At 69.9% G+C, this 23,345-nt stretch carries 22 protein-coding genes and 1 pseudogene; 11 read left to right on the top strand and 12 right to left on the bottom strand.

Annotated elements, in window-relative coordinates; genetic code table 11:
* Positions 1–7: 7 nt before the first annotated feature.
* Positions 8–967, top strand: coding sequence for a serine hydrolase domain-containing protein (locus tag ACXIZN_RS03335; protein WP_457952499.1), 960 nt, complete (start codon positions 8–10; stop codon positions 965–967).
* A gap of 218 nt (positions 968–1,185) precedes the next feature.
* Positions 1,186–1,473 (top strand): annotated as a pseudogene (locus tag ACXIZN_RS03330) (HNH endonuclease signature motif containing protein); the annotation flags it as partial.
* A 452-nt stretch (positions 1,474–1,925) separates the two neighbouring features.
* Here ACXIZN_RS03330 and cpt read toward each other — a convergent pair.
* Positions 1,926–2,447 carry a chloramphenicol phosphotransferase CPT gene (gene cpt, locus ACXIZN_RS03325; protein ID WP_457952498.1) on the bottom strand — a complete coding sequence of 174 codons (522 nt, stop codon included), beginning with the start codon at positions 2,445–2,447 and terminating at the stop codon, positions 1,926–1,928.
* A 194-nt stretch (positions 2,448–2,641) separates the two neighbouring features.
* Between cpt and ACXIZN_RS03320 the strand changes: the two genes are divergently transcribed.
* Entirely contained in the window at positions 2,642–3,340 is a 699-nt protein-coding gene (locus ACXIZN_RS03320; protein ID WP_257489927.1) for a S1 family peptidase, read from the top strand.
* Between the two features lie 63 nt (positions 3,341–3,403).
* Here ACXIZN_RS03320 and ACXIZN_RS03315 read toward each other — a convergent pair whose 3' ends face one another.
* Entirely contained in the window at positions 3,404–4,150 is a 747-nt protein-coding gene (locus ACXIZN_RS03315; protein ID WP_457952497.1) for a hypothetical protein, read from the bottom strand.
* A gap of 67 nt (positions 4,151–4,217) precedes the next feature.
* The gene (locus ACXIZN_RS03310; RefSeq protein WP_457960447.1) at positions 4,218–5,171 is read right to left on the bottom strand and encodes a hypothetical protein; all 954 of its coding nucleotides are present in this window, start codon (positions 5,169–5,171) and stop codon (positions 4,218–4,220) included.
* Positions 5,172–5,401: 230 nt separating this feature from the next.
* Here ACXIZN_RS03310 and ACXIZN_RS03305 point away from each other — a divergent pair, with 230 nt between their 5' ends.
* The 6 genes from ACXIZN_RS03305 to ACXIZN_RS03280 all read left to right on the top strand — a co-directional run bounded on the left by ACXIZN_RS03305 (position 5,402) and on the right by ACXIZN_RS03280 (position 9,663).
* Positions 5,402–5,743, top strand: a complete 342-nt coding sequence (locus tag ACXIZN_RS03305) for a WXG100 family type VII secretion target (protein ID WP_076153289.1) — start codon at positions 5,402–5,404, stop codon at positions 5,741–5,743.
* 21 nt (positions 5,744–5,764) lie between these two features.
* Positions 5,765–6,067, top strand: a complete 303-nt coding sequence (locus tag ACXIZN_RS03300) for a hypothetical protein (protein ID WP_005155348.1) — start codon at positions 5,765–5,767, stop codon at positions 6,065–6,067.
* A gap of 113 nt (positions 6,068–6,180) precedes the next feature.
* Complete coding sequence (locus ACXIZN_RS03295) at positions 6,181–6,585, top strand: hypothetical protein (RefSeq protein WP_034319402.1); 405 nt, start codon at positions 6,181–6,183, stop codon at positions 6,583–6,585.
* Positions 6,582–7,895 (top strand): WXG100 family type VII secretion target, encoded by a 1,314-nt coding sequence (locus ACXIZN_RS03290; RefSeq protein WP_457952496.1) that lies wholly within the window; start codon positions 6,582–6,584, stop codon positions 7,893–7,895. Before ACXIZN_RS03295 ends, ACXIZN_RS03290 begins: the two co-directional genes overlap by 4 nt.
* A gap of 30 nt (positions 7,896–7,925) precedes the next feature.
* Positions 7,926–9,272 (top strand): alpha/beta hydrolase, encoded by a 1,347-nt coding sequence (locus ACXIZN_RS03285; RefSeq protein ID WP_457952495.1) that lies wholly within the window; start codon positions 7,926–7,928, stop codon positions 9,270–9,272.
* A gap of 10 nt (positions 9,273–9,282) precedes the next feature.
* Positions 9,283–9,663, top strand: coding sequence for a hypothetical protein (locus tag ACXIZN_RS03280; RefSeq protein WP_457952494.1), 381 nt, complete (start codon positions 9,283–9,285; stop codon positions 9,661–9,663).
* 63 nt (positions 9,664–9,726) lie between these two features.
* Here the strand turns inward: ACXIZN_RS03280 and ACXIZN_RS03275 are convergent, their stop codons facing one another.
* From ACXIZN_RS03275 to nadA, 4 genes are read right to left on the bottom strand one after another with little or no spacing between them, the layout of a single operon-like run.
* A complete protein-coding gene (locus tag ACXIZN_RS03275; RefSeq protein ID WP_457952493.1) occupies positions 9,727–10,896 on the bottom strand; it encodes a S8 family serine peptidase in 1,170 nt (389 codons plus the stop codon).
* A gap of 46 nt (positions 10,897–10,942) precedes the next feature.
* Positions 10,943–11,833, bottom strand: a complete 891-nt coding sequence (nadC, locus tag ACXIZN_RS03270) for a carboxylating nicotinate-nucleotide diphosphorylase (protein ID WP_457952492.1) — start codon at positions 11,831–11,833, stop codon at positions 10,943–10,945.
* The gene (locus tag ACXIZN_RS03265) at positions 11,830–13,485 is read right to left on the bottom strand and encodes an L-aspartate oxidase (RefSeq protein WP_457952491.1); all 1,656 of its coding nucleotides are present in this window, start codon (positions 13,483–13,485) and stop codon (positions 11,830–11,832) included. The genes nadC and ACXIZN_RS03265 overlap by 4 nt, the downstream gene beginning before the upstream one ends.
* Positions 13,482–14,492 (bottom strand): quinolinate synthase NadA, encoded by a 1,011-nt coding sequence (nadA, locus tag ACXIZN_RS03260; RefSeq protein WP_240594027.1) that lies wholly within the window; start codon positions 14,490–14,492, stop codon positions 13,482–13,484. Before nadA ends, ACXIZN_RS03265 begins: the two co-directional genes overlap by 4 nt.
* Positions 14,493–14,607: 115 nt before the next feature.
* On the opposite strand from nadA, the gene ACXIZN_RS03255 reads away from it, so the two are divergent.
* Together ACXIZN_RS03255 and ACXIZN_RS03250 are read left to right on the top strand one after the other, a co-directional pair.
* A complete protein-coding gene (locus tag ACXIZN_RS03255; RefSeq protein WP_034321308.1) occupies positions 14,608–15,243 on the top strand; it encodes an NUDIX hydrolase in 636 nt (211 codons plus the stop codon).
* Positions 15,244–15,283: 40 nt separating this feature from the next.
* Positions 15,284–16,000 (top strand): LON peptidase substrate-binding domain-containing protein, encoded by a 717-nt coding sequence (locus tag ACXIZN_RS03250; protein ID WP_126733757.1) that lies wholly within the window; start codon positions 15,284–15,286, stop codon positions 15,998–16,000.
* A 457-nt stretch (positions 16,001–16,457) separates the two neighbouring features.
* Here the strand turns inward: ACXIZN_RS03250 and bsaP are convergent, their stop codons facing one another.
* The 5 genes from bsaP to ACXIZN_RS03225 form a co-directional block, all read right to left on the bottom strand.
* Positions 16,458–16,661 carry a biotin synthase auxiliary protein BsaP gene (gene bsaP, locus ACXIZN_RS03245; RefSeq protein WP_457952490.1) on the bottom strand — a complete coding sequence of 68 codons (204 nt, stop codon included), beginning with the start codon at positions 16,659–16,661 and terminating at the stop codon, positions 16,458–16,460.
* Entirely contained in the window at positions 16,648–17,664 is a 1,017-nt protein-coding gene (gene bioB, locus ACXIZN_RS03240) for a biotin synthase BioB (RefSeq protein WP_034321321.1), read from the bottom strand. Before bioB ends, bsaP begins: the two co-directional genes overlap by 14 nt.
* A gap of 84 nt (positions 17,665–17,748) precedes the next feature.
* Positions 17,749–18,465, bottom strand: coding sequence for a dethiobiotin synthase (bioD, locus tag ACXIZN_RS03235; protein WP_185927164.1), 717 nt, complete (start codon positions 18,463–18,465; stop codon positions 17,749–17,751).
* A 54-nt stretch (positions 18,466–18,519) separates the two neighbouring features.
* The gene (locus tag ACXIZN_RS03230) at positions 18,520–20,727 is read right to left on the bottom strand and encodes a SulP family inorganic anion transporter (protein WP_457960446.1); all 2,208 of its coding nucleotides are present in this window, start codon (positions 20,725–20,727) and stop codon (positions 18,520–18,522) included.
* A gap of 252 nt (positions 20,728–20,979) precedes the next feature.
* Positions 20,980–23,238 (bottom strand): bifunctional SulP family inorganic anion transporter/carbonic anhydrase, encoded by a 2,259-nt coding sequence (locus ACXIZN_RS03225; protein ID WP_457952489.1) that lies wholly within the window; start codon positions 23,236–23,238, stop codon positions 20,980–20,982.
* Between the last annotated feature and the right edge of the window lie 107 nt (positions 23,239–23,345).

Here is a 23,345-nt window from a genome sequence, read left to right as displayed (position 1 = left end):
TCGGGGCATGGCACTGGATCTGCCCGCTGTCCACGCCGCCGCGGCGGCGCAGGCCGAGCGCGTCACGCCGGGCATCGGCGACATGAGCGCGTATCTGGCGAGCCAGGTGAAGGAACGTTCGCACCGTGAGGTGCTGGGGCCGCTGCTGCCGGCGTCCGGAGCCAGCGGGGTGATCCTTCACCGCGGCGAGCGCATCGCCGCGTGGGGTGATCCCGAGACGCCGGAAATGGCCTTCAGCGTCACCAAGAGCGTCGTGTCGATCGTCGCCGGGGTCGCGTTCGACCGGGGCCTGCTCCCCGACCCGCACCGGCCCGTGGCGGACACTGTCGACCTGCCGGAACTGGCTGGGACCTCGGTGACCTGGCATCACCTGCTGCAGCAGACCAGCGAATGGGACGGGTACCTCTGGGGCAAACCGTCCTGGCTGGACGGCCCTCGCCGCGACGGCACGCCGGGGTCGGCCTGGGAGTACAACGACGTTCGCGTCAACCTCCTTTGCCTTGCCCTCACCCACCTTTTCGGCCGAGCGTTGCCTTCGGTGCTGGACGAACACGTCCTCGGCCCGCTCGGCGCGTCCGATACGTGGTCCTGGCACGGCTACCGGAACTCGCTGACCACCATCGGCGGCGAGACCGTGCCGGTGGTCAGCGGTGGCGCCCATTGGGGAGGTGGGCTGTGGATCTCCGCCGCCGATCTCGCCCTGCTCTTTCCCCGCAACGGATTGCTCAGCGAAAGCTGGATCGAGCGCAGTTGGACGCCCTGTCCGCTGAAGCCGGACTACGGCTATCTCTGGTGGCTCGACCCGTTCCCGTCCACGCCGCCGACCGGCCGGGCCGCGCGTGGTAACGCCGATCAGCACTTGCTGTGGGTCGACCCCAGTCGGGATCTCGTCATCGTTTCGCGGTGGGGGCGGGGGGTCGAGGAACTCGTGCGGGACGTTTCGGATGCTGTTCCTGTGGCGAGGTGAGTTCTGCTTCTGTTGTGACAGCAGGAGACGCAGTCAGCAACCAGAATTAGAACCGGGCACCTTTGGACAGACAAGCAGGCACCACCATCCTCGACCGCGATCACCTTGCCCCAAAAGAAACTCGCATACTTGGTCCGAAGACCTTGGCCTCAGATGGTCAGTGCACCGGCTGGGGATAATGCTCGTTCTGGGTAGTGAAGGGGTGTTCCGTGTCGCNCCGCCTGATCAAGGCGCGGGATCGCGAATGCACCCACCCCGGCTGCCACCGGCCCGCCGAATTCTCCGACATCGACCACATCACCACCTGGGCCCGCAACGGCAACACCGACCACCACAACTGCCACGCCGCCTGCACCATCCACAACCACCTCAAAGAAGAACCCGGCTGGACCACCAGCAACGGCGGCATGACCATCACCACCCCCACCGGCCACACCTACACCACCACCCCCGAACCACTCCACGACCCACGACCCCAACCAGACGACGACACCCCACCCTTCTAGAACGCCGACCGAATTTGGCGAAGGCTCCCAAGGCGCCTTCGCGACTCGATCACGCCATGCGGGGTCTGTCCACTTTGGAGTTTTCACGAGTGCGGAGCAAGGCCGGCCGTCAAGATGCCATTCGCCGCCATCGCGCCCAGCGAAATCACTCCGCCCATGCGACGATCTCCCGGGCGCAAGCCGAGGCTTCCTCGACCCAGTGTCCACTCCGGAGAGGACGGCACCCCACCTTTTGGAGCGTGCCGTCCGACTTCCACTAAGACCCCACAGGAGACACCTTGGCGGCTCGGTCATGCCCTCTCAGCTCTGTCCACCTTGGATCCGGACGCGAGCGCGAACAAGCCTGGTCACCAAGATGCGACGCGCTCACGACTGGATCACACTGCCCCGGCTCCGGTAGACGCCAGGGCAGGCCCCGCCGGCCAAGCTCGCCGCCATCGCGCCCACCGAAATCACCCGACCCGAGCCGCGATCTCCCGCGCACAAACCAAGGCCTCCGTCACCCCAGTGTCCACCTCAAGGTCGTAAACCACGCCTCGATGCACGATCTCGGCCTGCGCCTCAGCCATCCCCGTGACCCGATCTCCCCGCGCCATCTCCCGCCCGGCGGCCACGGCGCCGTCACACCGGACCCCGACCCACAGCACCTCGAGTCCGGCCAACGCGTCACGCCACCGCCGCTGCGACGCGGCCCCACCGAGGAACGCGTCGTCGATGATGACCCGGGCTCCCGCGCGCACCATCGCCGCGACACCGGCCATCCACGCGTTCTCGAGCCGCCGGAAACCGGATCCGACACTCACCCCGCCGTCCGTCGCGAAGTCGATCCCCTCGTCCACAGTGGACGGCATGGCGTCGATCAAGGTGTCCACGCCGAGAGTGAGCCAGGGATCCGGCAACACCGCTTGCAGGCACCTGGCGATCCCCGACTTACCCGAACTGGAACCGCCGTTCAGCACGATCACTGTCGTCACGCGAACACCCTAGACGTCGGCTCGCGAATACGGATGCAACGGACGTCCCCGGCAAAGGGCAGCATCCACCCGATTCCGAAATTCACCCAGGACGGATAACCGACTTCGGTAGGTTACAAAAACCCTCACCGCGGCCTAACTTGGTGAAACCGAAACGGAATCCCCGACGCAGGTCGAAGGGCGTATTCATGCGCATGTCCAAGATCGTCGCAACGGTGGCCGGTGCCGCCGCGGCGCTGACCCTTGCCGCCACCCCCGCCGCGAACGCCGGCCAGGACATCATCGGCGGCGGTACCGTGAGTTCCGCGCCGTGGGGCGCCCAGATCTACTGGGACGACGCCACCGCGTTCGGCGGTTTCAACTGCTCCGGCACCATCATCGCGCCGCAGTGGGTCCTCACCGCGAAACACTGCCTCAACAAGCCCGGCATGCACGTCAAGGTCGGCAACGTCAACCTGAACCAGGGCACCGAGGCAGACGTCGACCAGCAGAAGGCCGCCCCGAGCGGCGATATCGCGCTGCTGCACCTCACGACCGCGGTCAGCACCACGTACATGAAACTCGGCACCGCGAATCCGGCCAACGGCACCACCAACCAGATCTACGGCTGGGGCCGTACGCAGGGCAACAACCCGCCGTCGAGCGTCCTGAAGACGGCCGACGTCCGCATCACCGGCACCAGCAGCGACGCGTACGGCGGCCAGGCCATCGCCAGTGTCGGCGTCAACGGTTCGGCCTGGCACGGCGACTCGGGCGGCCCGCAGCTTTCGAACGGCGTCCAGGTCGGGGTCTGCTCGACCGGCAGCAACTCCGGCACGAACCCGCAGGGCACCCAGAACTACGCCAGCGTCGCGGCGAGCCGCGACTGGATCCGCACCACCGCGGGAGTCTGACCCGACGAGAAAAGGGCCGTCCGAAAGGATCGGCCCTTTTCGCCTGCCTGAAAACCCGGAAACTCAGGCGCACTTCGCCTTCGGGTCGATCATCGACACCGAGCCGACCTTGTCCCCGTTCACGGTGAACTCATAGACCCAGCCCGGTTTCCCGTCGACAGGCACCTGGAACCGGCCGTTGTCGCCGACCTTCATCCCCTTGGCGTCGTAAGCCGCTTTGAGTTCCACCAGCGATGAACCGACACCGATCCCCTCGGCCGTCTTCGCGCCCGAAGGAGCGGCGAGTTCACGTAGCCCGTCCTTGCCGAACGAAGCGCCTCCGGCGACCACGAAGGCTTTGTCCCGTTCCTCCCGCTTGCCCGCCAGGTCCGCGGACGCCTGAGCGGCGTCGGCGAACAGCTGAGCGTCCTTCGCGGACTTCTCCGCCGATTCGGCGCTCTCCTCCGCGGACGCGCCCGGCTTCGCCTCCGGATCGGCCTCGAGCTCGTCGGCCTTCTTGTTCAGTTCCTTGGCCTTGGTCTCGACATCCGCTTCCGCCTTCATCCGCGCCGGGTCGGGTGCCGGACCGCCGATGTAGGAGAAATCGGTACAACCATCCAAAGTGGACGTCGGCGCGGTCGCGAGCTTCCCGCCCGCCAGCGCGGCGTCCTTTGCCATGCCTAAGGTCAGCCCGCGATATCCCGCCGGACCGAACACCTCGGGCGCCGCCGGAGCGGCCGCGTCGGGAGAAGATCCCGACGAACAGGCCACCCCGCCGATCGCTACCACCGTGGCGACGAGCACGACGCCCGTCAACCGTCTACGAGTCACAGTTCCCCCTTTGTCGCTCCGAAAGCTATCGGATCGCGACGAAGGTGCCGAACGGATTTCGCGAAGATCACGTCAATTGACGCATCGGCCGCGCAGTCCGAAGCGAGAGAGCCGAACCGGCCGCCACGACGGCGAGAATCCCCGCGCCCGCGACCAGCGTCCAGAAATCCGGGTGCACGATGGACTGTCCTCGCTGAGCCTGCCAAGTGAGCAGCACGAGCACCCCCGCGAAACCCACCGACGCGGTCCGCACCAGATTCCGCCGCACGAATTCCGATTCGAGCACCGGATACCGCCGGGCGAGCTTGAGCAGCCCGAAGGCGACCAGTGGCAGCGCCTGGATCGCGTGGATCCCGAAGAAATGCGGGATCCGCATGTCCCCGCCCACGGTGCTCCAGCCCAGTACCGGCAATCCCGGGCCGCCGTCGGGGACACCGACCGCGTGGGCGCCGAGGACAGACGGCCGTTCGCCGGCGCGGAACTGGGCCATCTGCTGTTCGTTCGGCCCGAACATCAGCAGCGCGACCCCGATTCCGGCGACCGACAGCGCGGCACCCGCGCGTAACGCGGAGTTCATCGCCCGGTCGGGAAGACGTTGGAACAACAGGAGAAGCGCGATGGCCGCCGTCGCTCCCCAGCCGGTGAAGGCGCCGTTCGCGACCATGTTGTTGATCCACTGATCGGCGGGTGTCTCCCGGTTGAAGTGGAGTGTCCGGCCGCGGATGGCGATCTGCCAGAACAGCAACGCCATGTCCAGGCCGAGCCCGGCGGCGAACACCGTCCCGAGCCACCAGCCGAGCCGCTTGCCCCGGGTCAGCTGCCCGATCAGCCAGGCCAGCGTCACCGCGTAGAGCCCGACTGAAATCGTGAACTTGAGCGGTTTGAGCCAGATGGGCGCGTTGACGAGGCTGCGATCGTCGAAAACGAGGCCCCCGAGCGCGACGACCCCGAGCACCGCCATCGCCGCCGCCAAGATCATCAACGGCCTATGCAGCACAACCCTGGATCCCTTGTCCACCATGGGATCGAGCGTGCCGGGAAGCTCCGATCCGGACACTGGAGCGCTCCCCCTGATCGAGGGTGGGGAAAGCCCTACCACCGACCTGTGGGTAATAGTGCCGTCAGCGCGACCGGCAGTTGTGCCGTTTGACCGCACTCCCCTCTTTTCTAGCGTGTCCTTCACAAGAGCAGACAGGGCGTCCCCTGGTGCTCACCGGGATTTCCAGCGAGATGAGAGGAGGTGGCCCATCAATGACCGGTACGGGATATCAGGCAGACGCAGCTGCGATGGCGCGCGCCGTCCAGGGGTTCGAGGAGACCGCGTCGAACGCCAAGACCACGATGGCCAGCTTGGAGAGCGAGCTGACCCAGACCCTGCACAACTACAAGGGTGACCAGGCGGTCGCGTTCTGGGATCTGCAGCGCCGTCTGCAGGAGAAGATGACCATCGCCGTGAACGAGCTCAACACGATGTCGCGCCTCGTGCACGAGAGCAACCGGAACTACAACTCGGGTGACGAGCAGGTCCGGGAAAGCCTCACCGGGGTCAGCGGAGTCGTCGACCAGACCGTGATCCACCGGCTGAACCCCTGATCCGCGAGAGGACCACCAATCATGGCTGACGTCGTCGAAATCAACTTCGCCGCGCTGCAGCACAGCTCGGCCTCGCTGGCCGCCAAGGCCAAGGCGCTCACGTCCCAGCTCGAACAGCTGCACACCAACCTGCAGCCGATCACCCAGACCTGGTACGCCTCCGGCAGCTCCGCCGGTGAGGCCGCCCGTGCGTCTGAAACCCGCCTGCGCCAGGCCACCGCGGACATCGTGGCGATCATCGCGCAGTTCGGTGGCAAGGTCGGCGACGCCCACGATCTCCAGCACAGCCTGGAGAACCGCAACCAGGGCCTGTTCGCCGGCTGATCCCCATCCGTCGGCCGGCCGGTGCTTTCACCCCCCTCGGCACCGGCCGGCCGGCTTTGCGCGCGTAGTCGTCCCCCTTGTCGGCGTGGCCGTTCACGAGAGAGCCGGGATCAATGCAAGACCAGTCGTACTACGTCCATCTGGAATCACTGAAGGACTTCGTGCGGGAACTGGAGACCCAGATCCACGCGATGTCCAAGCCGAACGACTTCCTGCTGACCCTGACCGAACAGCCGCTGCTGTTCGGCGAGTTCGGTGAGGCGGGTTCACTCACCAAGGCGCACCAGGCGGCCGTCGCCGAGATGCAGGGCCTGCTGGACCAGGTCAAGGGCGCGATCACGTTCGCGCAGGACGTCACGACGACCGTCGCCGACGGCTACGCGGCGGCAGACGACTCGGTGGCGGGCGACATCAACCATGCGAGCCAGCAGACCGGGCTGCTCGATCCGTTGCTCAACGTCCTCGGGGGCGTGCTGGGCGGCAACAGCGGCTCGAACGGCGGGGGGAACAAGGGATGACCGAGACCGCGCACACGAACTTCGCCGCGTACTCGCACCAGCAGCTCTACGCGATGCTGCAGGCGGGCGACCCCAACACGGCGCGCCACGCGGCCCACAAATGGCAGTCCACCGGCCTCGGGCTCTTCGAACAGGCCGAGAACCTGACCGGCGAGCTGAAGGAGTTCTCCGGCAACTGGACCGGTGGCGCCGCCGACAAGTACCACACGATGATCAGCGACCTCGTCGGCGGAATCCGCAAGGTCGCCCAGACCGCGCAGGCGATGAACAACCTCCTCGAGGACGCCGCGGACGCGCTGGTGAAGGCCAAGAAGGAGATGCCGCCGCCGGTCGCGGTGCCCGACGTCTCCCCCGCGGATCTCGCGCTGGCCGTCAACCCGCCGCTGCTGCCGCCGGATTCGTCGCAGGCGACGATCATCAACGCCGCGCAGCAGCGGCAGCAGGCCATCGCGAACGTCGAAGCGCAGCAGCAGGCCGCGGGCGCGGCCAGCGCGGCGCACAGCAAGGCGATCGTGGTGATGACCCAGCTCGCGGGCGAGTACTCCACCGCGGAGGAGTCCATTCCGGCCTCGCCGAACGCCGTCGCCCCGCCGCCGGTCACCGGTGGCGGCACCGCCCCGGGTGGCTCGGTCGGCAACGACATCGGCGGAACCCCCGGCGTCGGCCTGGTGCCGGGCGACAACACGCATCCGCTGCCGTCCGACGGCTCCATGCCGCCCACCACCGGGCAGCCTGGCCAGGTGCCCAAGTCGAACCCGCTGTTCGGCGACATGTTCACCGCCGGTCTCGCCGCGGCCTCGGCCGCCGCGTTCGGCCGGTTCGGCTCGATCATGCCGCGGGTGCCCGCGTGGGCGAACGGCAAGAACCCCAAGGACGAGAAGAAGGACGGCGAGGTCGTCGGCGGCGGTGCCGGTGGCGCGGGCGCGACCGCGGGCGGCGCCGGCGGCGGCATCCCGATCGGCGGTGGCGGAGCGCCGTCGCTGGACGGCGGCGCGATCGGCGCCGGCGGAGGCGGCGGCGGATTCTCCGGTCCCGGTGAGGCCCCGGCGGCGTTCTCCGGTCTGGCGGGCGACGGCGGCTCGGGCAGCGCGATGAGCGGCCTGGCGGGCGGAGCGGCCGGCGCCGCGGGCGCGGCGGCGGCCAAGGGCGCGATGCCGATGATGCCCATGATGCCGATGGGCATGGGCGCGGGCGGCGACATGGGCTCCGGGCGGCGTATCCCGCCGTGGCTCGTGGAGACCGAGAACGTCTGGGGCCAGTCGTCCCCGGTCGCCCCCGCCGTGCTCGGCGAAGAACCCGAACAGTACTGATCGTTTTCCACCAGGAGAGGCGGCTCGGTGATGGCATCCAGTGCGGGCGGTTACCGAGTCGCCCCCGCCAGGCTCGAAGCGGCGGCGGCCGAACTCGAACAGCGCGCAGGCGTGCTCAAGACCGCGCAGACCGCGCTGGCGGGTGAGAACGTCCCCGCCACCGCGTTCGGCCAGGTTTCGGCTTCCGGCGCGGCTTCGGCCACGTACACCAAGACGATCAAGGACGTCGCGGGCAAACTCGACGGCCAGATCACCAAGGCGACGGTGATCCACCAGGGCCTGACGGCCGCGGGCGGCGGCTACCGGCGCGCCGACGTCCAGATCGCCGCCGCGTACCGGTCGCTCATGCCGGAGAACCCGTTGCCCAAGGCCGGGAATCCGGCAGGCGTGGGCGGCGCGGCCGACACCGGCTCGTGGGCCACCGCGATCGCCGAGAACCGCGCGAAGGTCACCGACGCGCTGACCGCCGAACGCGAGCGGCTCGCGAACCTCCTGGCACAGGGCGGGAAAGCCGACGACATCGCGAGCGCGCGCACCCGGATCGCGCTGTACGAGGACATCCTCGCCAACGACCGGCAGATCCTGCGGTTCGACCCGTCCGGAAACGGACGCATCGCCGAACTCGTCGGCCGCATCGAGCCGGGCACCCGCAACGTCGGCTTGTTCGTCCCCGGCGTCAACACCTCGTTCGACAACTTCCAGAGTTACGCCGACCTCGGCAAGAGCCTGGTCGCCGCGGACGCCACCGGACGAACCGCGATGGTGGTCTGGGCCGACGGGGTCTTCCCGCAGAACGTCGTCACCGAAGGGCCGGCCGCGCACTACGCGCAGACGATGGCGCCCGATCTCAAGGCGTTCGGCGACGAACTGCGCGGCCAGATCGACAGCCACGCCGGACCGGGCGTCGTGGTCACCGCCGTCGGGCACAGCTACGGCGGCGCGACCGTGGGGCTCGCCGAGCAGCTCGGCCTGCGGGCCGACCAGGTGCTGCACGTCGAGTCCGCGGGCATGGGGCACGGCATCTGGAGCCCGGACGATCTCCCGGCCAGCCAGGCTGGCGTGCAGCGGTACTCCATGACGGCCCCCTTCGACCCGATCGTGGTGGCTCAGGGCAATGCGGGACTCGTCGAATGGCTCGGCGCCGGGCACGGAGCGGACCCCGACCGCTTCCCCGGCGTCGTCGAACTGGAAACCGGCCGCGACGCGAACGGCGATCTGCAGTGGGGACTCGAGTCCCACAGCGGTGTGCTCAAGCCGGGTTCCGATTCATGGAACAACATCTACGGTGTGATCACGGGTGGCGCGGTCACCCACGAGGGCTTCACCGGTGGCTCGCTGCGCGAGATGGTCATCGAAGGCGTCGGACGAGGCTTGTGAGGGGTTCACCATGATCACCAGGAACACCGAGCTCGACCCGCTGGCCGAGGACCTGACCGCGGTCATCGACGGCGTCGCGGGCACCTTCGGCTCCAGCGCCGAGCGCACCGTGGAAGGCGAGCTGGACTGCGACCCGACGCAGCCGGGCCGGTTGCTCTGCTGGCAGTACGGCCTCCGGGTGGACGACGCGACCGACACGATCCGCAAACTCGTCGACGTCGTCCTGCCACTGCTGGAAAGCCAGGGCTGGCGCACCCGCGACCGCAGCAACCCGCGTGAGCTGATCGCCCAGTTCAGCCGCGACGGCGCCGACTTCAATGTGCACGTCTCCCGCGCCGGCGACGGCGTGGCCATCGTGGGCTCGACGGCCTGCGTACCTGTCGTCCCCTAAACCCCAGGGGGTCGCGAAAGACCTCGTGAGCGGCGGCGGTGTCCCCCAGTACACCGCTGCCGCTCACGAGGCGCGGAACCGCGAAGGTTTCCAGCCCCGGCGCTTGCCCCGCCGGACCGCGGCCACCACCACGCCGGCCGCGATGGCCGCGGCCACCCCGGAGATGGCGAGCACACCGGAAACCTTGTCCGCGTTGGCCCTCGCGGGCGCGGCGGCGGGGACGACGAAGTTGTCCGGGCCCGCGCTCGGCGGGCCTCCCGGGCCGGGCGTGCCGGCCGGGATCGAGGCGGAAACGGCGGCGTAGGCGTCGATCGCGCCCCAGCCCCGCCGGGGATCGTGCCCACCGCTCGGCCCGCGATGCGCGGTCAGCGTCAGCCGTGTGACGACCTGCTCCGGCGACAGCTCCGGGTGATACGCGCGCACGAGCGCCGCGACCCCCGCGACGTGCGCGGCGGCCAGGCTCGGATCACTCACCGGCCACCGGTGCGCAACGGTCCCGCCCGCGCCCGCGGACGTGCTGACCAGTTCGGCGCCGGGCGCGGAGATCCCCACGTAGGAACCGGATTCCGTCTGCACCGCCGCACCGGTCTGGTCGGTCGATCCCACCGCGAGCACGCCGGGTGTCGCGGTCGGGTAGGAAGTCTGGCCCTGTTGCGTCCCCGCGGCGGGAGAGACGATCAGCGCGCCTTTCTCCTTGGCACGCGACACGGCACCGGTCAGCGCGGGACTGTCGGAGGCGGCCGGGACGGCGATCAGGATGATCCCGGCGCCGCGGTTCAGCGCGGTTTCGATGGCGCCCGCGAGCTGCCCGGGGTCGCCGCCGCCGTTCACCTGGGTGTAGCGGATCGGCAGGATCTTGGCGCCGGGCGCGATCCCGGTGAACGTCGTGGACGGATCCGGTTGCGCGCCGACGATTCCGGCCGCGATGGTGCCCCGGCCGTCGCAGTCGTCGGCCTGGGTGCCCTGGCCGCCGAGGAGCTGGCCGGGCGCGAACTGGCCGTTGCCGCCGTCGACCCCGGTGCCGATCACCGCGACCAGCTGGCCGGTGCCGCGGGACAGGGGCCAGATCCGCACGGGATCGATCAGCCGCTGTCCCCACGAGACGGCCGCGGTGTAGGTGCCCGTCGGGTTCGCGCACTGCTCGGCGACCGCCGTCGACGGGACGGGGGTGCCGAGCAGTGCCACGAAACCGACGCATCCCGCGACGGCACTTTTACCGGCAAAGCCCACCATTCCTCCAGAATTACCTTGTCACACAAGGGAATTCTAGTGCCGCACCTCAGCGCAGGTCCATCCCGAGGTCGAGCGCGGGCGAGGAATGCGTGAGCGCTCCGACGGCGAGGAAATCCACACCGGACTCCGCGTACGCCCGCGCGACGTCGAGCCGCAGACCGCCCGAGGATTCCAGGCGGGTCTTCGGGGAGACCTCGTCGCGCCGGTCGACGGCCTTCGCGCATTCGTCGGGCGTGAAGTTGTCCAGCAGCACCTCGTCGGCCCCCGCGGCGAGCGCCTCGTCCAGCTGGGCCAGGTCGTCGACCTCGACCTCGCAGTGCAGTCCGGGCGCGTGCTCGCGCGCGGCCGCGAGCGCGGCGGTCACCGAACCGGCGGCGACCACGTGGTTGTCCTTGATCAGCACCGCGTCGCCGAGCCCGAGCCGGTGGTTCACCCCACCGCCCGCGCGCACTGCGTACTTCTCCAGCAACCGAAGCCCGGGCAGTGTCTTGCGGGAATCCCTGATCCGGCAACCGGTTCCCTCCACGGCGCGCACCCAGGCGGCGGTCGCGGTGGCGATACCGGACAGGTGGCACAGCAGGTTCAGCGCGGTGCGTTCGGCGGTGAGCAGGCCGCGCACCGGCCCCCGCACGACCAGCGCGGGCTCCCCGGCGGTCAGCCGGTCGCCGTCGTCGCGGGCGGCCAGGATCTCCAGGCCCGAGCCGAGCACCACGTCGAACACCGCCAGCGCCACCGGGATCCCGGCGACCACACCGGCCGTCCTCGGTGTGAGTTCGGCCAGCGCGCGAGCGGATTCGGGCACGGTGGCGTTCGTCGTCGCGTCGGGGCCGTACCGCAGATCCTCGGCCAGCGCGGTCGTGACGACACGATGCACATCGGCGGCGTCGAGACCGTGATCGGCCAGCGCCTTGACGACCCAGGGGGAGAATTCGCTCATGCCACACCCTCCAAAGCGATCGGATCGGCCAGCACCGGCTGCCCCGACGGGCTGAGCCGGATGAGCTGACCGCGTTGCCAGACGTCGTCGTCGCGTTCGGGGAAATCGGTCCGCACGTGACAGCCGCGGGACTCCGTCCGGCGCGCCGCCGCCGCGACCAGTGCTTCCGCCACCAAGGTGAGCGCCGCGTCCTCGACCACCCGTGGAGTCCACAAAGGACTCTCGGTGACCGAAAGATCCAGCACCGAACCCATGACCGAAAGACCTTCCGCGTCCCGGCCGATGGCGGCGTACCGGCTCATCGCGCGCTGCAAGGCGTCGCGATCGGCCACCGCGACCTTCGCCGGAGGCATGAGCACACCGCGGCGCGGGTCGGCGAGCAATCCGGCGGAGAGATCGATGGCGACCGCTTCCGCCACCCGCTGCCCGACGACCAGGCCTTCGAGCAGACTGTTGGAGGCCAGGCGATTCGCGCCGTGCAGGCCGGTCCTGGCGACCTCGCCCGCCGCGTAGAGACCGCGGACGCCGGAGCGTCCGTCCACAGTGGTCACCACGCCACCGCAGGCGAAATGCGCCGCGGGCGTGACCGGGATCGGTTCCTTCGCCGGGTCCAGCCCGATCGCCGCGCACGCCGCGTGCACGGTCGGGAACCGCTTGGCGAACCCGGAGATCCCTGTCGCGTCGAGGAAAACGTGGTCGTCGACTCCGCCGGGCGCCTGCACCATCCGGCGGGTGATCGCCGCCGAGACGACGTCCCGGGGCGCGAGATCGCCGAGCGGGTGGACTCCCCGCATCACCGAAGCGTCCGTCGCGTCGTGCAACGTCGCGCCCTCGCCGCGCACCGCCTCGGTGACCAGCGGGAGACGGCCACGCGCGCCGGGCGTGAACAGGACCGTCGGATGGAACTGGACGAATTCGACGTCCGCGACCTGCGCCCCCGCGCGCAACGCGAGCGCCAGCCCGTCGCCGGTGGCGATCTCCGGATTCGACGTCGCCTGGTAGAGCTGCCCCAGCCCGCCGCTGGCCAGCAGCACCGCGGGCGCCCGGACGACCCCGGGCACTCCGTTGCGGTCCAGGACGGTCACGCCGACGACCTCGCCCGCGGCGGTGCGGATCGCGTCGACGGCGATGTGGTGCTCCAGAACCGGGATCCGCCGGTCACCGGCCGCCGCGACCAGCGTCCGCTCGACCTCCGCGCCGGTCGCGTCGCCACCGGCGTGGATGACGCGGAACGCGCTGTGCCCGCCTTCTCGCGTCCGGGCGAGCTCGGGCTGCCCTTCGGCCGCCGGGTCGAAGCGCGCACCTTCCGCGCGCAAGCGGGCCACCGCGGCGGGGCCACCGGCGATGATCGACCGGACGGCGTCCTCGTCGCAGAGCCCGGCGCCGGCGGTGAGGGTGTCCTCGGCGTGCTTGCCGACCGAATCCCCTCGCTCGTGCTCACCCTCCAGGACGACCGCGACACCGCCCTGTGCCCAGCGGGTGTTGCCGTCGGAGACGGTCGCCTTGGTGACCACCAGGACGTGCAGCCCGAGCTCCCGCGCCCGCAGGGCCGCGGTGAGCCCCGCGACGCCGCTGCCGATCACCACGAGATCGGCGGCGGCCTCCCAGACCGGGTGGGTTTTCGCCTGGAGGGCGGTAACCTGGTCGGTCATTCTCCGCCGCCAGGCTGCCCGATCTCGATCATGCGCTGCACGGAAGCGCGGGCACGGGCGGCGGTCTCGGCGTCGACGTGGACCTCGTCGGCGCCCTCACGCAGCGACCGCAGGAGGGCGGCCGGCGTGATCATCTTCATGTACCGGCAGGACGCCCGGTCGTTCACTGCGCGGAAGTCGATCTCCGGCGCGGCCTTGCGCAGCTGGTGGATCATCCCGATCTCGGTGGCCACGAGCACCGACTTCGCCTTGGTGTCGCGAGCGGCGTGGACCATGTCGCCGGTCGAAAGGATCTTGACCCGCTCGGGGGCGACGGCGCCCTCGCCGGCGAGGTACAGCGCCGAGGTCGCGCAGCCGCATTCCGGGTGGATGAACAGGTCGGCGTCCGGGTTCTCCGAGGCCCGCTCGGCCAGCTCGGCGCCGTTGATCCCGGCGTGCACGTGGCACTCCCCGGCCCAGATGTGCATGTTCTCCCGGCCGGTCACGCGTTTGACGTGCGCGCCGAGGAACTGGTCCGGCAGGAAGAGAACCTCCTGGTCAGCGGGGATGGAGGCGACCACGTCGACGGCGTTCGACGAGGTGCAGCAGATGTCGGTCTCCGCCTTGACCTCGGCCGTGGTGTTCACGTACGACACGACGACCGCGCCCGGGTGCTCGGCCTTCCAGGCGCGCAGTTCGGCGCCGGTGATCGAGTCCGCGAGCGAGCAGCCCGCCCGCGCGTCCGGGATCAGGACGGTCTTTCCGGGCGCCAGGATCTTCGCCGTCTCGGCCATGAAGTGCACGCCGCAGAAGACGATGGTGGACGCGTCGCTGCTCGCCGCGATCCGGCTCAGCGCGAGGGAGTCGCCGGTGAAATCGGCGATGTCCTGGATCTCGGGGACCTGGTAGTTGTGCGCGAGCAGGACGGCGTCCCGCTTGCGGGCGAGGCTCCGCACCTCCTCCGCCCAAGCGGCGTCGGCGACAACTCCGCCGTACGGGGTCAGGTCGTTCTGCAGGGTGCTCGTCATCGTTCTGGCCCTCCTGGACCGATCTCCGGTTTTCGCCTTACAATCGAAAACCGTGCGAAGTCATCTTAACACCCAGACCCCCCTCGCCCACGAGGTTTTGGGAGCGGTCCTGCAAGTGCGCTCCGACACACTCCGGGTCCTGCTGTGGCGGCGCGCCCTCGATCCGCATCTCGGCCGCTGGTCCCTTCCCGGGGGCAGGCTTCGCCCGGATGAAGACGTCGAGGCGTCCATCCGGCGGCAGCTCGCGGAGAAGGTCGACGTACGCCAGCTGAAGCATGTGGAGCAACTTGCGGTCTTCAGCGCGCCGGACCGGGTGCCGGGACCACGGGTCGTCGCGACGGCGTTCCTCGGCCTCGTACCGTCCGATGTGGACCCCGAGGTACCCGAAGACACCGAGTGGCACGACGTTTCCGAGCTGCCGCGCACGGCGTTCGACCACGAGTCCATCGTGTTGCGCGCGCGGGACCGGCTGCGCTCGAAGCTCTGCTACACGAATCTCGGGTTCGCGCTCGCCCCGGAAGAGTTCACCGTATCGGCGTTGCGGGGCCTGTACTCGGCTGCGCTGGGTTACCGGGTGTCCGCGACGAACCTGCAGCGGGTGCTGTCCCGGCGCGGGCTGCTCGTCCCCACCGGGCACACCGCCCCGCCCGGGCGCAGCGGCGGACGTCCGGCGGCGCTCTTCTCCTTCGCGGGCAAGGGGATGCAGATCACCGACCCGTTCGCGGTCTTCCGCCCGCCCGCCGGGAAGTGACCGTCCTGCGAAGTCCTCCCGGTCCCCGTACCTTGAACGGGTGACCGAGCCGAGCGAGGAGTCCACCGGGAAGGCGATCTTGCCGCTGTTCCCGCTACAGACCGTGCTTCTGCCCGGAACACACCTTCCGTTGCACATCTTCGAGCCGCGGTACCGGCAGCTGATGGCCGACCTCGTCGGCGAGGTCGTGCCGGACCGCGAGTTCGGCGTCGTCGCGCTGCGTTCGGCGATGGTCAGGGAGGTCAGCGGGCCGGAGCACGTCCACGAGGTCGGCTGCAGCACGGTGCTGCGCGAGGCGAAACGGCTGCCGGACGGCAGATTCGACGTCGTCACCACCGCGCGGCGCCGGTTCCGGCTGCTCGAGATCGACCGTGTTTCCGCGCCGTACCTGATCGGCGCGGTCGAATGGGTGCCCGACGACCGGGTCGCGTCGGTACCCGGCGACACCGTGAACAGGCTCGCCGACGTCGCGAAGGCCGCGCACCGGCGCTACTGCGAATCCGCCTGGCACGCCGACGACTGGACCACCCCGCCCGAGGACGGCGACATCGCGGCGCTCGCGTACCGGCTCACCGCGGACTGCCTGCTCCCGCTGGAGGACCGGCAGCGCCTGCTGGAGGAGACGAACCCGCTGCGGCGGCTGCGGATCGCGTGCCGGCTGCTGACGCGGGAGGCCGGGTTCCTCAGCACGCTCGGCGCCGTGCCGATGCCGCCGGGAGAACTCGGCGAGTTCACCCGCCCCTCGAACCTGAACTGAGGCGGCAGCGGTTCGTGAGCGGCGATCCGGGTCGGATGTGGGGTACCTACTGGATTCGGCCGCGGCTGACAGTGGCCGCGCGTGAAGGCCCGTTCCCTCGGCTCAGTCGAGGAAACTCGACCTTCACACCTTCCCCAGTACATGAAGGCCCCCTTCCTTGCGCCTAGGTACAGGAAGGGGGCCTTCATGTACTCGCCGGGTCCCTGTCGGGCGCTGGGGTTGGCCGTGCCCGGACCGGTACCGCCCTGGCGACCATGTCGCGAAAGCCACTTTCGAGACATCTGGTGTCCCGAAAGTGGCGTTCGCGACACCCGCTCCGGAAGCCAGTAGGTATCTGAGACACCGTTGGCTAGAACCGTCCTAGCCACTCACGAGGCCTTACTTNCACCGCGTTTCGTCCTCTGGATGCGGTCGTTGCGCGTGCAACCACCGCATCCAGAGGACGAAACGCGGGAAGTCAGCCGTCGAGTTCCCCGTGACGGCTGCACCGGGCCGTCCAGCCCACCGGGGTGATCTGGACGACCATCCGCCGCGCGCAGTACGTGCAGTAGCGCGGCGGTTCGAGCGCCGTTCTCGGGTTGTGGCAGGCGGGATGTTCCGCGCCACCGCCGGACGGCTGTCCACAGTGGACGCAGAACGCGGGTTCGTCAGAGGACGTCACTGATCGCCTTCACCGGCATCTTCAGCTCCTCGAGCATCGCCAGGTCCGCGGTGGCCGGGCGGCCGAGGTTGGTCAGGTAGTTGCCGACGATGATCGCGTTGATACCGCCGAGCATGCCCTGTTTGGTGCCGAGGTCACCGAAGGTCAGCTCACGGCCGCCGGAGAAGCGGAGCAGCGGACGGGGCATCGCCAGCCGGAACGCGGCGACGGTCCGCAGCGCGTCCTTGCCCTCGACGACCTCGTATCCCTCGTACGGCGTACCCGGCTGCGGGATGAGGAAGTTCATCGTGCACTCGTCGGGGTTCAGCTCGGCCAGCTGCGCGGCGAACTCGGCGCGCTGCTCGATGCTCTCCCCCATGCCGATGATGCCGCCGCAGCAGACCTCCATGCCCGCCTCGCGGATCATGCGCAGGGTCTCCCAGCGCTCTTCCCACGTGTGCGTGGTGACGACGTTCGCGAAATGCGAGCGCGCGGTCTCCAGGTTGTGGTTGTAGCGGTGGACGCCCATCTCGACGAGCTCGTCGACCTGCTCCTGGGTGAGCATGCCGAGCGAGCAGGCGATCTGGATGTCGTTGCCGTCCTCGCGGATGGCCTTGATCCCCTCGCGGACCTGCGAGAGCAGCCGCTTGTCGGGGCCGCGGACGGCGGCGACGATGCAGAACTCGGTCGCGCCGGTCTCGGCGGTCTGGCGGGCGGCCTTGACCAGGCCGGGGATGTCCAGCCACGCCGAACGCACCGGCGTCGGGAAGCGGCCGGACTGCGAGCAGAAGTGGCAGTCCTCGGGGCAGCCGCCGGTCTTGAGGCTGATGATGCCCTCGACCTCGACCTCTGGGCCGCACCAGCGCATCCGGACCTCGTGGGCCAGCGCCAGCAGGTCGGTCAGGTGGTCGTCGTCGAGCCGCAGGACCTCGAGGATCTGCTCTTCGCTCAGCCCGACACCACGCTCGAGGACCTGGTCACGCGCCACGGCGAGGATGTCGACGGTCTCCGGGGCAGTGGTCACGGGGCGGCTCCTGTTCGGGGTGGGGCGGTGAAGCGAAGGCACATCATCGTGCACGACCGGGCGCCTCGGCCACAGCGACGCAGGTCACTTCTGGGCCGACGCGCGGCCGACGAAGCATTCGGGGTCGAACTCCCCGCCGAACCACGGCGAGAGACCCGCCCTGGCCCGGTCGGCGAACTCCTCGGGCCCCGCCGTGCCCAGTCCGGCGGGCAGCACGCCCAGCAGCGGGGCCCCGGCGGCGACCGGCAGGTCGGCCAGATTCGACACCGCCGCCAGATCCGGCTCGTCGGGCCACGAGCCGATGATCACCCCGGCCACGGTGAGGCCGCGTTTGGTGGCGACCTCGGCGGTCAGGGCGGTCGCGTTGAGCGTGCCCAGCCCGGCCTCCGCGACGATGATGACCAGCGCGCCCAGCGACCACGCGACGTCGGCAAGGGTGGCCCCGGCGGCGTCGAAGCGGACCAGCAGGCCGCCCGCACCCTCGATGAGCGTGAGGTCGTGCTCGCCATTGAGATCGCTCGCCGCGGCGGCGATCTCGCTCGGGGTCAACGTCGGGAGCCCCGAGAGCCTGGCGGCCGCCTCCGGCGACAGCGGATCCGGGTATCTCCGCAGCTCACGGGTGGTGACCGGACCGGCGAGCCGGAGCACGTCGGCGAGGTCGCCCGGTTCGTCCGGGCCCACTCCGGTCTGCGCCGGTTTCAGCACGGCGACACGCTGGCCCTGACCGGCGGCCAGAGCGGCGATGGCGGCGGTGGAGATCGTCTTGCCGACACCCGTACCGGTGCCGGTCATGACCAGCATGCTCACGTGCGTTGAACTTAGTGGGTCGTGGTGAAGGATGGCTGAACGGGCCGGTCAGCTCCCCTGTTCGGGCACGGCGGCGACCGCGCCGACCGGTGCGAACGCCGGGCTCTCGTCGTCGGACAGGTAGACCTGCGCCGCGCCGACGTCGAAGTACATCCCGGTCAGGTGCAGTTCGCCACGTGCCTCCGCCTCGGCGATCAGCGGGTAGTGGCGCAGGTGCTCCAACTGCTGCAGCACGTTCTGCAGGGCCAGCCGGTCGACCTCGGTTTCCGGGCGTTCACCGTCGAGGGTCACCGCCGCCTTGCGGTTCGCGCTCGGCTCGGCGTGCCGCAGCCAGGAGGCCAGCATCGGCGCGCCGTCCGGGGCGCCGGTGGCCAGCGCCTGCATCGCGCCGCAGCCGGAATGCCCGCAGACCACGATCTCGCGCACCTTCAGCACACCGACGGCGAACTCGACGGTGGCACCCATCGACGGATCGGCCCGGCGGGCGGGCACCAGGTTCCCGATGTTGCGGACGGTGAACAGGTCGCCGGGGCCGCTGGTGGTGATCATGTTCGGCACGATCCGCGCGTCACCGCAGGTGATGAACAGGGTGTGCGGCGACTGGCCGCCAGCCAGTCTGCTGAGCGCGGGCTGCATGAGCGCGGCCGTGCGCCGCTGGAACTCGGTCGCCCCGCGCAGGGTCGGCCCGCCGCGCTGACCGGGCACCTCGACGTCCTTGGCCTGCCAGTCGGACCACGGCGCGAGGAACCGCGGCACCGACCGCATCGCGGCCGTCCTGGTCAGCGTGGGGTCGCCGGATTTGCCGTTGGCGAACCACGGATGCCCGACCTCGTCGACGATCACCTGCCCGCCGGCGCGTTCGTGCGCCTGCTGCCAGTTCGAGAGGCTTTCGAAGGCGGCGTGGTCGAGGTAGTCGACGACCAGCTCCAGGGTCACCTTCGCGCCGTCGGGCACGGTCGCGAGCACCCGGCTCAGCCTCGGTACCGAAAGGAACGTCAGGACGCCTTCGACGACGACGCGCCATTCGTCACCGGCGCGTTCGGCGTGGATCCCGGACCACACCGTGCGCCGGAGCATCAGCAGCACCGAAAGCGCGATCCCGAGCAGGACTCCGGTGAGCAGGTCGAAGACGACGACCCCGGCGAGCGTCACCAGGTACAGCCCCAGGTCTCCGTGTTTGAGGACCTGCTTCATGTGGCCGGGGTTGACCAGTTTCGCGCCGACGTGGACGAGCAGGCCCGCCAGCGCGGCGAGCGGGATGTTCTGGATCAGCCCGGCGAACGCGGCGACGAACACCAGGATCCAGACGCCGTGCAGGATCGCGGACACGCGGGTGCGGGCGCCGGCGGCGACGTTGGTGGAGCTGCGGACGATCACGCCGGTGACCGGGAGGCCGCCCAGCGCGCCCGAGGTCATGTTCGCGGCGCCCTGCCCGATCAGCTCGCGGTCGAGGTTCGACCGCGGTCCGGTGTGCATCTTGTCGACGGCGACGGCGGAGAGCAGGCTTTCCACACTGGCGATCAGCGCGATGGTGATGACCGCGACGGCGAACGCGCCCCAGCCCGCGTCCGGGAATTCCGGCGCGAAGCGGATGTTGAGCAGGTCGCCCGGAAGGTCGACGCGGGGAAGCGTCATCCCGGCGGCGACGGACAGCACGGTCACCAGCGCGATCGCGGCGAGCGGGCCGGGCACCTTGCGGACGGAGGCGGGAAGCCGCGGCCACAGCAGCAGGATGCCGATGGTGAGCACGCCGATCAACGCGGCGGTGTCGTGGTGGCCGACGATCTGCGCGGGCAGTTCGGCGATGTTCTTGAGCGCCGAGCTCTGGGCCGTTCCGCCCAGTACGACGTGGAGCTGGCCGAGGACGATCGTGACCCCGATACCGGCGAGCATGCCGTGGACGATGGCGGGCGAGATCGCGAGCGCCGCGCGGGCGATGCGGCTCAGGCCCAGCAGGATCTGGAGCGCCCCCGCGACGACGGTGATCGCGCAGGTGGTCGCCCAGCCGAAGGTCGCGATGGTCTCGGCCATGATCACCGTCAACCCGGCGGCCGGGCCGCTTACCTGGAGGGCGGAGCCGCCGAGGGCACCGGCGACCACACCTCCCACCACGGCGGCGATCAACCCCGCGACGATCGGCGCCCCTGACGCGAGAGCGATCCCGAGTGACAGCGGGACGGCGACGAGGAACACCACCAACGAGGCGGGCAGGTCGTGCCGGAGCACGGCGAGAGGTTTCTTGATGATCACCATCATGATCACCAGGTAACTGGTGAATTGTCCGATATGCACCACCCTATCGAGTGAATATCACCCCACTGGCGGGTGGCGTGGCCCACTTTCGGCCTGTTTTGTTGCCCGAAGGTGTCCGCGGCATTGCGAAAAGCCTTACGGGCTCCCGAATCCTGGGATGTATCGGTCGGCCGCCCGGTCAACTCGACAGTCCGTGAAGGCCTCCTTCCCTACCCTGAAGGTAGGCAAGGAGGCCTTCACGGACTCGCGGAGAACTCAGGACTTCACCGGGGTCGCGGCCGAAGTGAACGACCGCATCGCTTCGTCGAGCAGGTACACGTTCGCCTTCCCGACGTCGAAGTACATCCCCGTCAACCGGAGTTCGCCACGCGCCAGCGCGGCCTCCACCACCGGGTACGAGCGCAGGTTTTCCAGTTGCTGCACCACGTTGTGCAACGCGAGCAGATCCGCCTCGTGGCCGGGACGGGCGCCGTCGAGCAGCACCGGCCCTTCGCTTTCCCTGCGCCGCAAAGTCGCCTCGCCGTGGCGCAGCCAGCCACCGAGGTGCACGAGACCGGTGGGCGCGTCACCGAGCAGCGCCTTCATCGCCCCGCAGCCGGAATGCCCGCACACCACCACTTCCCGTACCCGCAGCAGCCCGACGGCGTACTCGATCGCCGCCCCCACAGAGAAATCCGCCTCGGCACTGGCGTGCGGGACGAGATTTCCGATGTTCCGCACGGTGAACAGGTCGCCCGGCCCGCTGGTGGTGATCAGGTTCGGCACGATCCGCGCGTCGCCGCAGGTGACGAACAACGTGTGCGGCCGTTGCCCGTTCGCCAGCCCGTCCCACGTGCTCCGCAGCAGCGGCGCCGTCCGCCGCTGGAACTCGGAAGCACCACGGCACAACGGAACGCTGCCACCGCGCTGGCTCGGCAGTTCGAGATGTTCGGCCTGCCATTGCGACCACGGCGCGAGCCACCGCGGCACCACGCGGGAGGCGACACCGCGGCGCACGGTCGGGACGCCCGCCTTGCCGCGGCCGAACCACGGATGCCCGATCTCGTCGACGATCACGGTCCCCCCGGCGCGTTCGTACGCGCGCTGCCAGCCGCGCAGGCAGTCGAAAGCGGCGTGGTCGAGGTAGTCGACGAACAGTTCGAGCGTCACCTCCGAACGTCCGGGCACTTCGGCGAGAACGGTCGTGAGCCTTGGCACGGAAAGGAAAGTGAGCGCGCCTTCGATGACGACGCGGCTCCGAGGGCCGTCCCGTTCGACGTGGATGCCGGAGAACAGCATCCGGCGCAGCATCAGCCCGAGCGCCACCACGATTCCCGCGGCGACGCCGGTGAGCAGGTCCACCGCGACCGCGCCGAGCAGGGTCGCGAGGTAGACCGGCAGATCGCCGTGGCGGCGGACCTCGCGGAGATTGGTGAGGTTGACCAGTTTCGCGCCGACGTAGACGAGGAGGCCGGCGAGCGCGGCCAGCGGGATCAGCCGCAGCACGCCCGCCAGGAACAGGCAGCAGCCGAGGATCCAGACGCTGTGCAGGGTCGCCGACATCCGGGTGCGGGCGCCCGCTTCGAAGTTGGTCATGGTGCGCACGACGACGCCGGTGACCGGGAATCCGCCGAGCGACCCGGAAGCGACGTTCGCCAGGCCCTGCCCGATCAGTTCACGGTCGAGGTCGGTGCGCCGCCCCTCGCGGAGTTTGTCGATGGCGACGGCGGAAAGCAGGCTCTCCAGGCTGGCGATGAGCGCGATGGAGAGGACGGCGGCGATGATCGCGGCCCAGGAACCGGACGGCGCCTCGGGGACGAAACCCAGCCCTGGCAAGCCGTTCGGGAGGTCGACGCGCGGCAGGTCCATCCCGGCCGCCACGGAGAGGCCGGTCGCCAGCGCGACGGCGGCGAGCGGGCCGGGGACGCGGCGCACCGAACGCGGCATCCGCGTCCAGGCCAGCAGAACACCGACGGTGACGACACCGATCAGCGCGGCCTGGTCGTGGTGCCCGACGATCCGGCCCGGCAGCGCGAGGACGTTCTCGATCGCGGAACTCCGCGGCGTGCCACCGAGCACGACGTGCAGCTGGCCGAGGACCAGGATCAGGCCGATCCCGGCGAGCAGGCCGTGCACGATGGCGGGCGAGATCACCAGGCTGGCCCGCGCGACGCGGCAGACGCCGAAGAGGATCTGGACCACGCCCGCCGCGGCGGTGATCGCGCAGGTGGCCGCCCAGCCGAAGGTGGCGATGGTCTCCGCGATGACGATGGTCAGCGCGGCGGAGGGACCGCTGACTTGCAGGACGGAGGCGCCGAAGAGGCTCGCGACGATCCCGCCGACGACGGCGGAGACGAGTCCGGCGAGCAAGGGGGCCCCGGCGGCGTGTGCGACGCCGAGCGAAAGCGGGACGGCCACGAGGAAGACGACGACCGAAGCCGGGAGGTCGTGGCGGAGGTTCTTCAGGAGGGTCGATGCGGGATTGCGGCGGCCCGGAGGCCCGGTGTCGTGCTCGTCACCAACGAAGTCGATCATGGGGGCAGGAAACCCGATCGGCGCGCAAAAGTCCGCTACGCAAAGGATTCTCAGGTTTGCTTGTGCACCAGGGAACTAGGACGAACCACGCTTTGACGACAAAGTGC

It is taken from the genome of Amycolatopsis sp. TRM77291, assembly GCF_054166285.1.
The sequence above is the reverse complement of the archived record's forward strand: the minus strand, read 5'-3'. Positions and strand labels throughout refer to the sequence as shown.

Coding starts and splice junctions, on each gene's coding strand:
- ACXIZN_RS03335 (WP_457952499.1), top strand. CDS start 8: ATGGCACTGGATCTGCCCGCTGTCCACGCCGCCGCGGCGGCGCAGGCC.
- ACXIZN_RS03320 (WP_257489927.1), top strand. CDS start 2,642: ATGTCCAAGATCGTCGCAACGGTGGCCGGTGCCGCCGCGGCGCTGACC.
- ACXIZN_RS03310 (WP_457960447.1), bottom strand. CDS start 5,171: ATGGTGGACAAGGGATCCAGGGTTGTGCTGCATAGGCCGTTGATGATC.
- ACXIZN_RS03305 (WP_076153289.1), top strand. CDS start 5,402: ATGACCGGTACGGGATATCAGGCAGACGCAGCTGCGATGGCGCGCGCC.
- ACXIZN_RS03300 (WP_005155348.1), top strand. CDS start 5,765: ATGGCTGACGTCGTCGAAATCAACTTCGCCGCGCTGCAGCACAGCTCG.
- ACXIZN_RS03295 (WP_034319402.1), top strand. CDS start 6,181: ATGCAAGACCAGTCGTACTACGTCCATCTGGAATCACTGAAGGACTTC.
- ACXIZN_RS03290 (WP_457952496.1), top strand. CDS start 6,582: ATGACCGAGACCGCGCACACGAACTTCGCCGCGTACTCGCACCAGCAG.
- ACXIZN_RS03285 (WP_457952495.1), top strand. CDS start 7,926: ATGGCATCCAGTGCGGGCGGTTACCGAGTCGCCCCCGCCAGGCTCGAA.
- ACXIZN_RS03280 (WP_457952494.1), top strand. CDS start 9,283: ATGATCACCAGGAACACCGAGCTCGACCCGCTGGCCGAGGACCTGACC.
- ACXIZN_RS03275 (WP_457952493.1), bottom strand. CDS start 10,896: ATGGTGGGCTTTGCCGGTAAAAGTGCCGTCGCGGGATGCGTCGGTTTC.
- nadC (WP_457952492.1), bottom strand. CDS start 11,833: ATGAGCGAATTCTCCCCCTGGGTCGTCAAGGCGCTGGCCGATCACGGT.
- ACXIZN_RS03265 (WP_457952491.1), bottom strand. CDS start 13,485: ATGACCGACCAGGTTACCGCCCTCCAGGCGAAAACCCACCCGGTCTGG.
- nadA (WP_240594027.1), bottom strand. CDS start 14,492: ATGACGAGCACCCTGCAGAACGACCTGACCCCGTACGGCGGAGTTGTC.
- bioD (WP_185927164.1), bottom strand. CDS start 18,465: ATGCTGGTCATGACCGGCACCGGTACGGGTGTCGGCAAGACGATCTCC.
- ACXIZN_RS03230 (WP_457960446.1), bottom strand. CDS start 20,727: ATGATGGTGATCATCAAGAAACCTCTCGCCGTGCTCCGGCACGACCTG.
- ACXIZN_RS03225 (WP_457952489.1), bottom strand. CDS start 23,238: ATGATCGACTTCGTTGGTGACGAGCACGACACCGGGCCTCCGGGCCGC.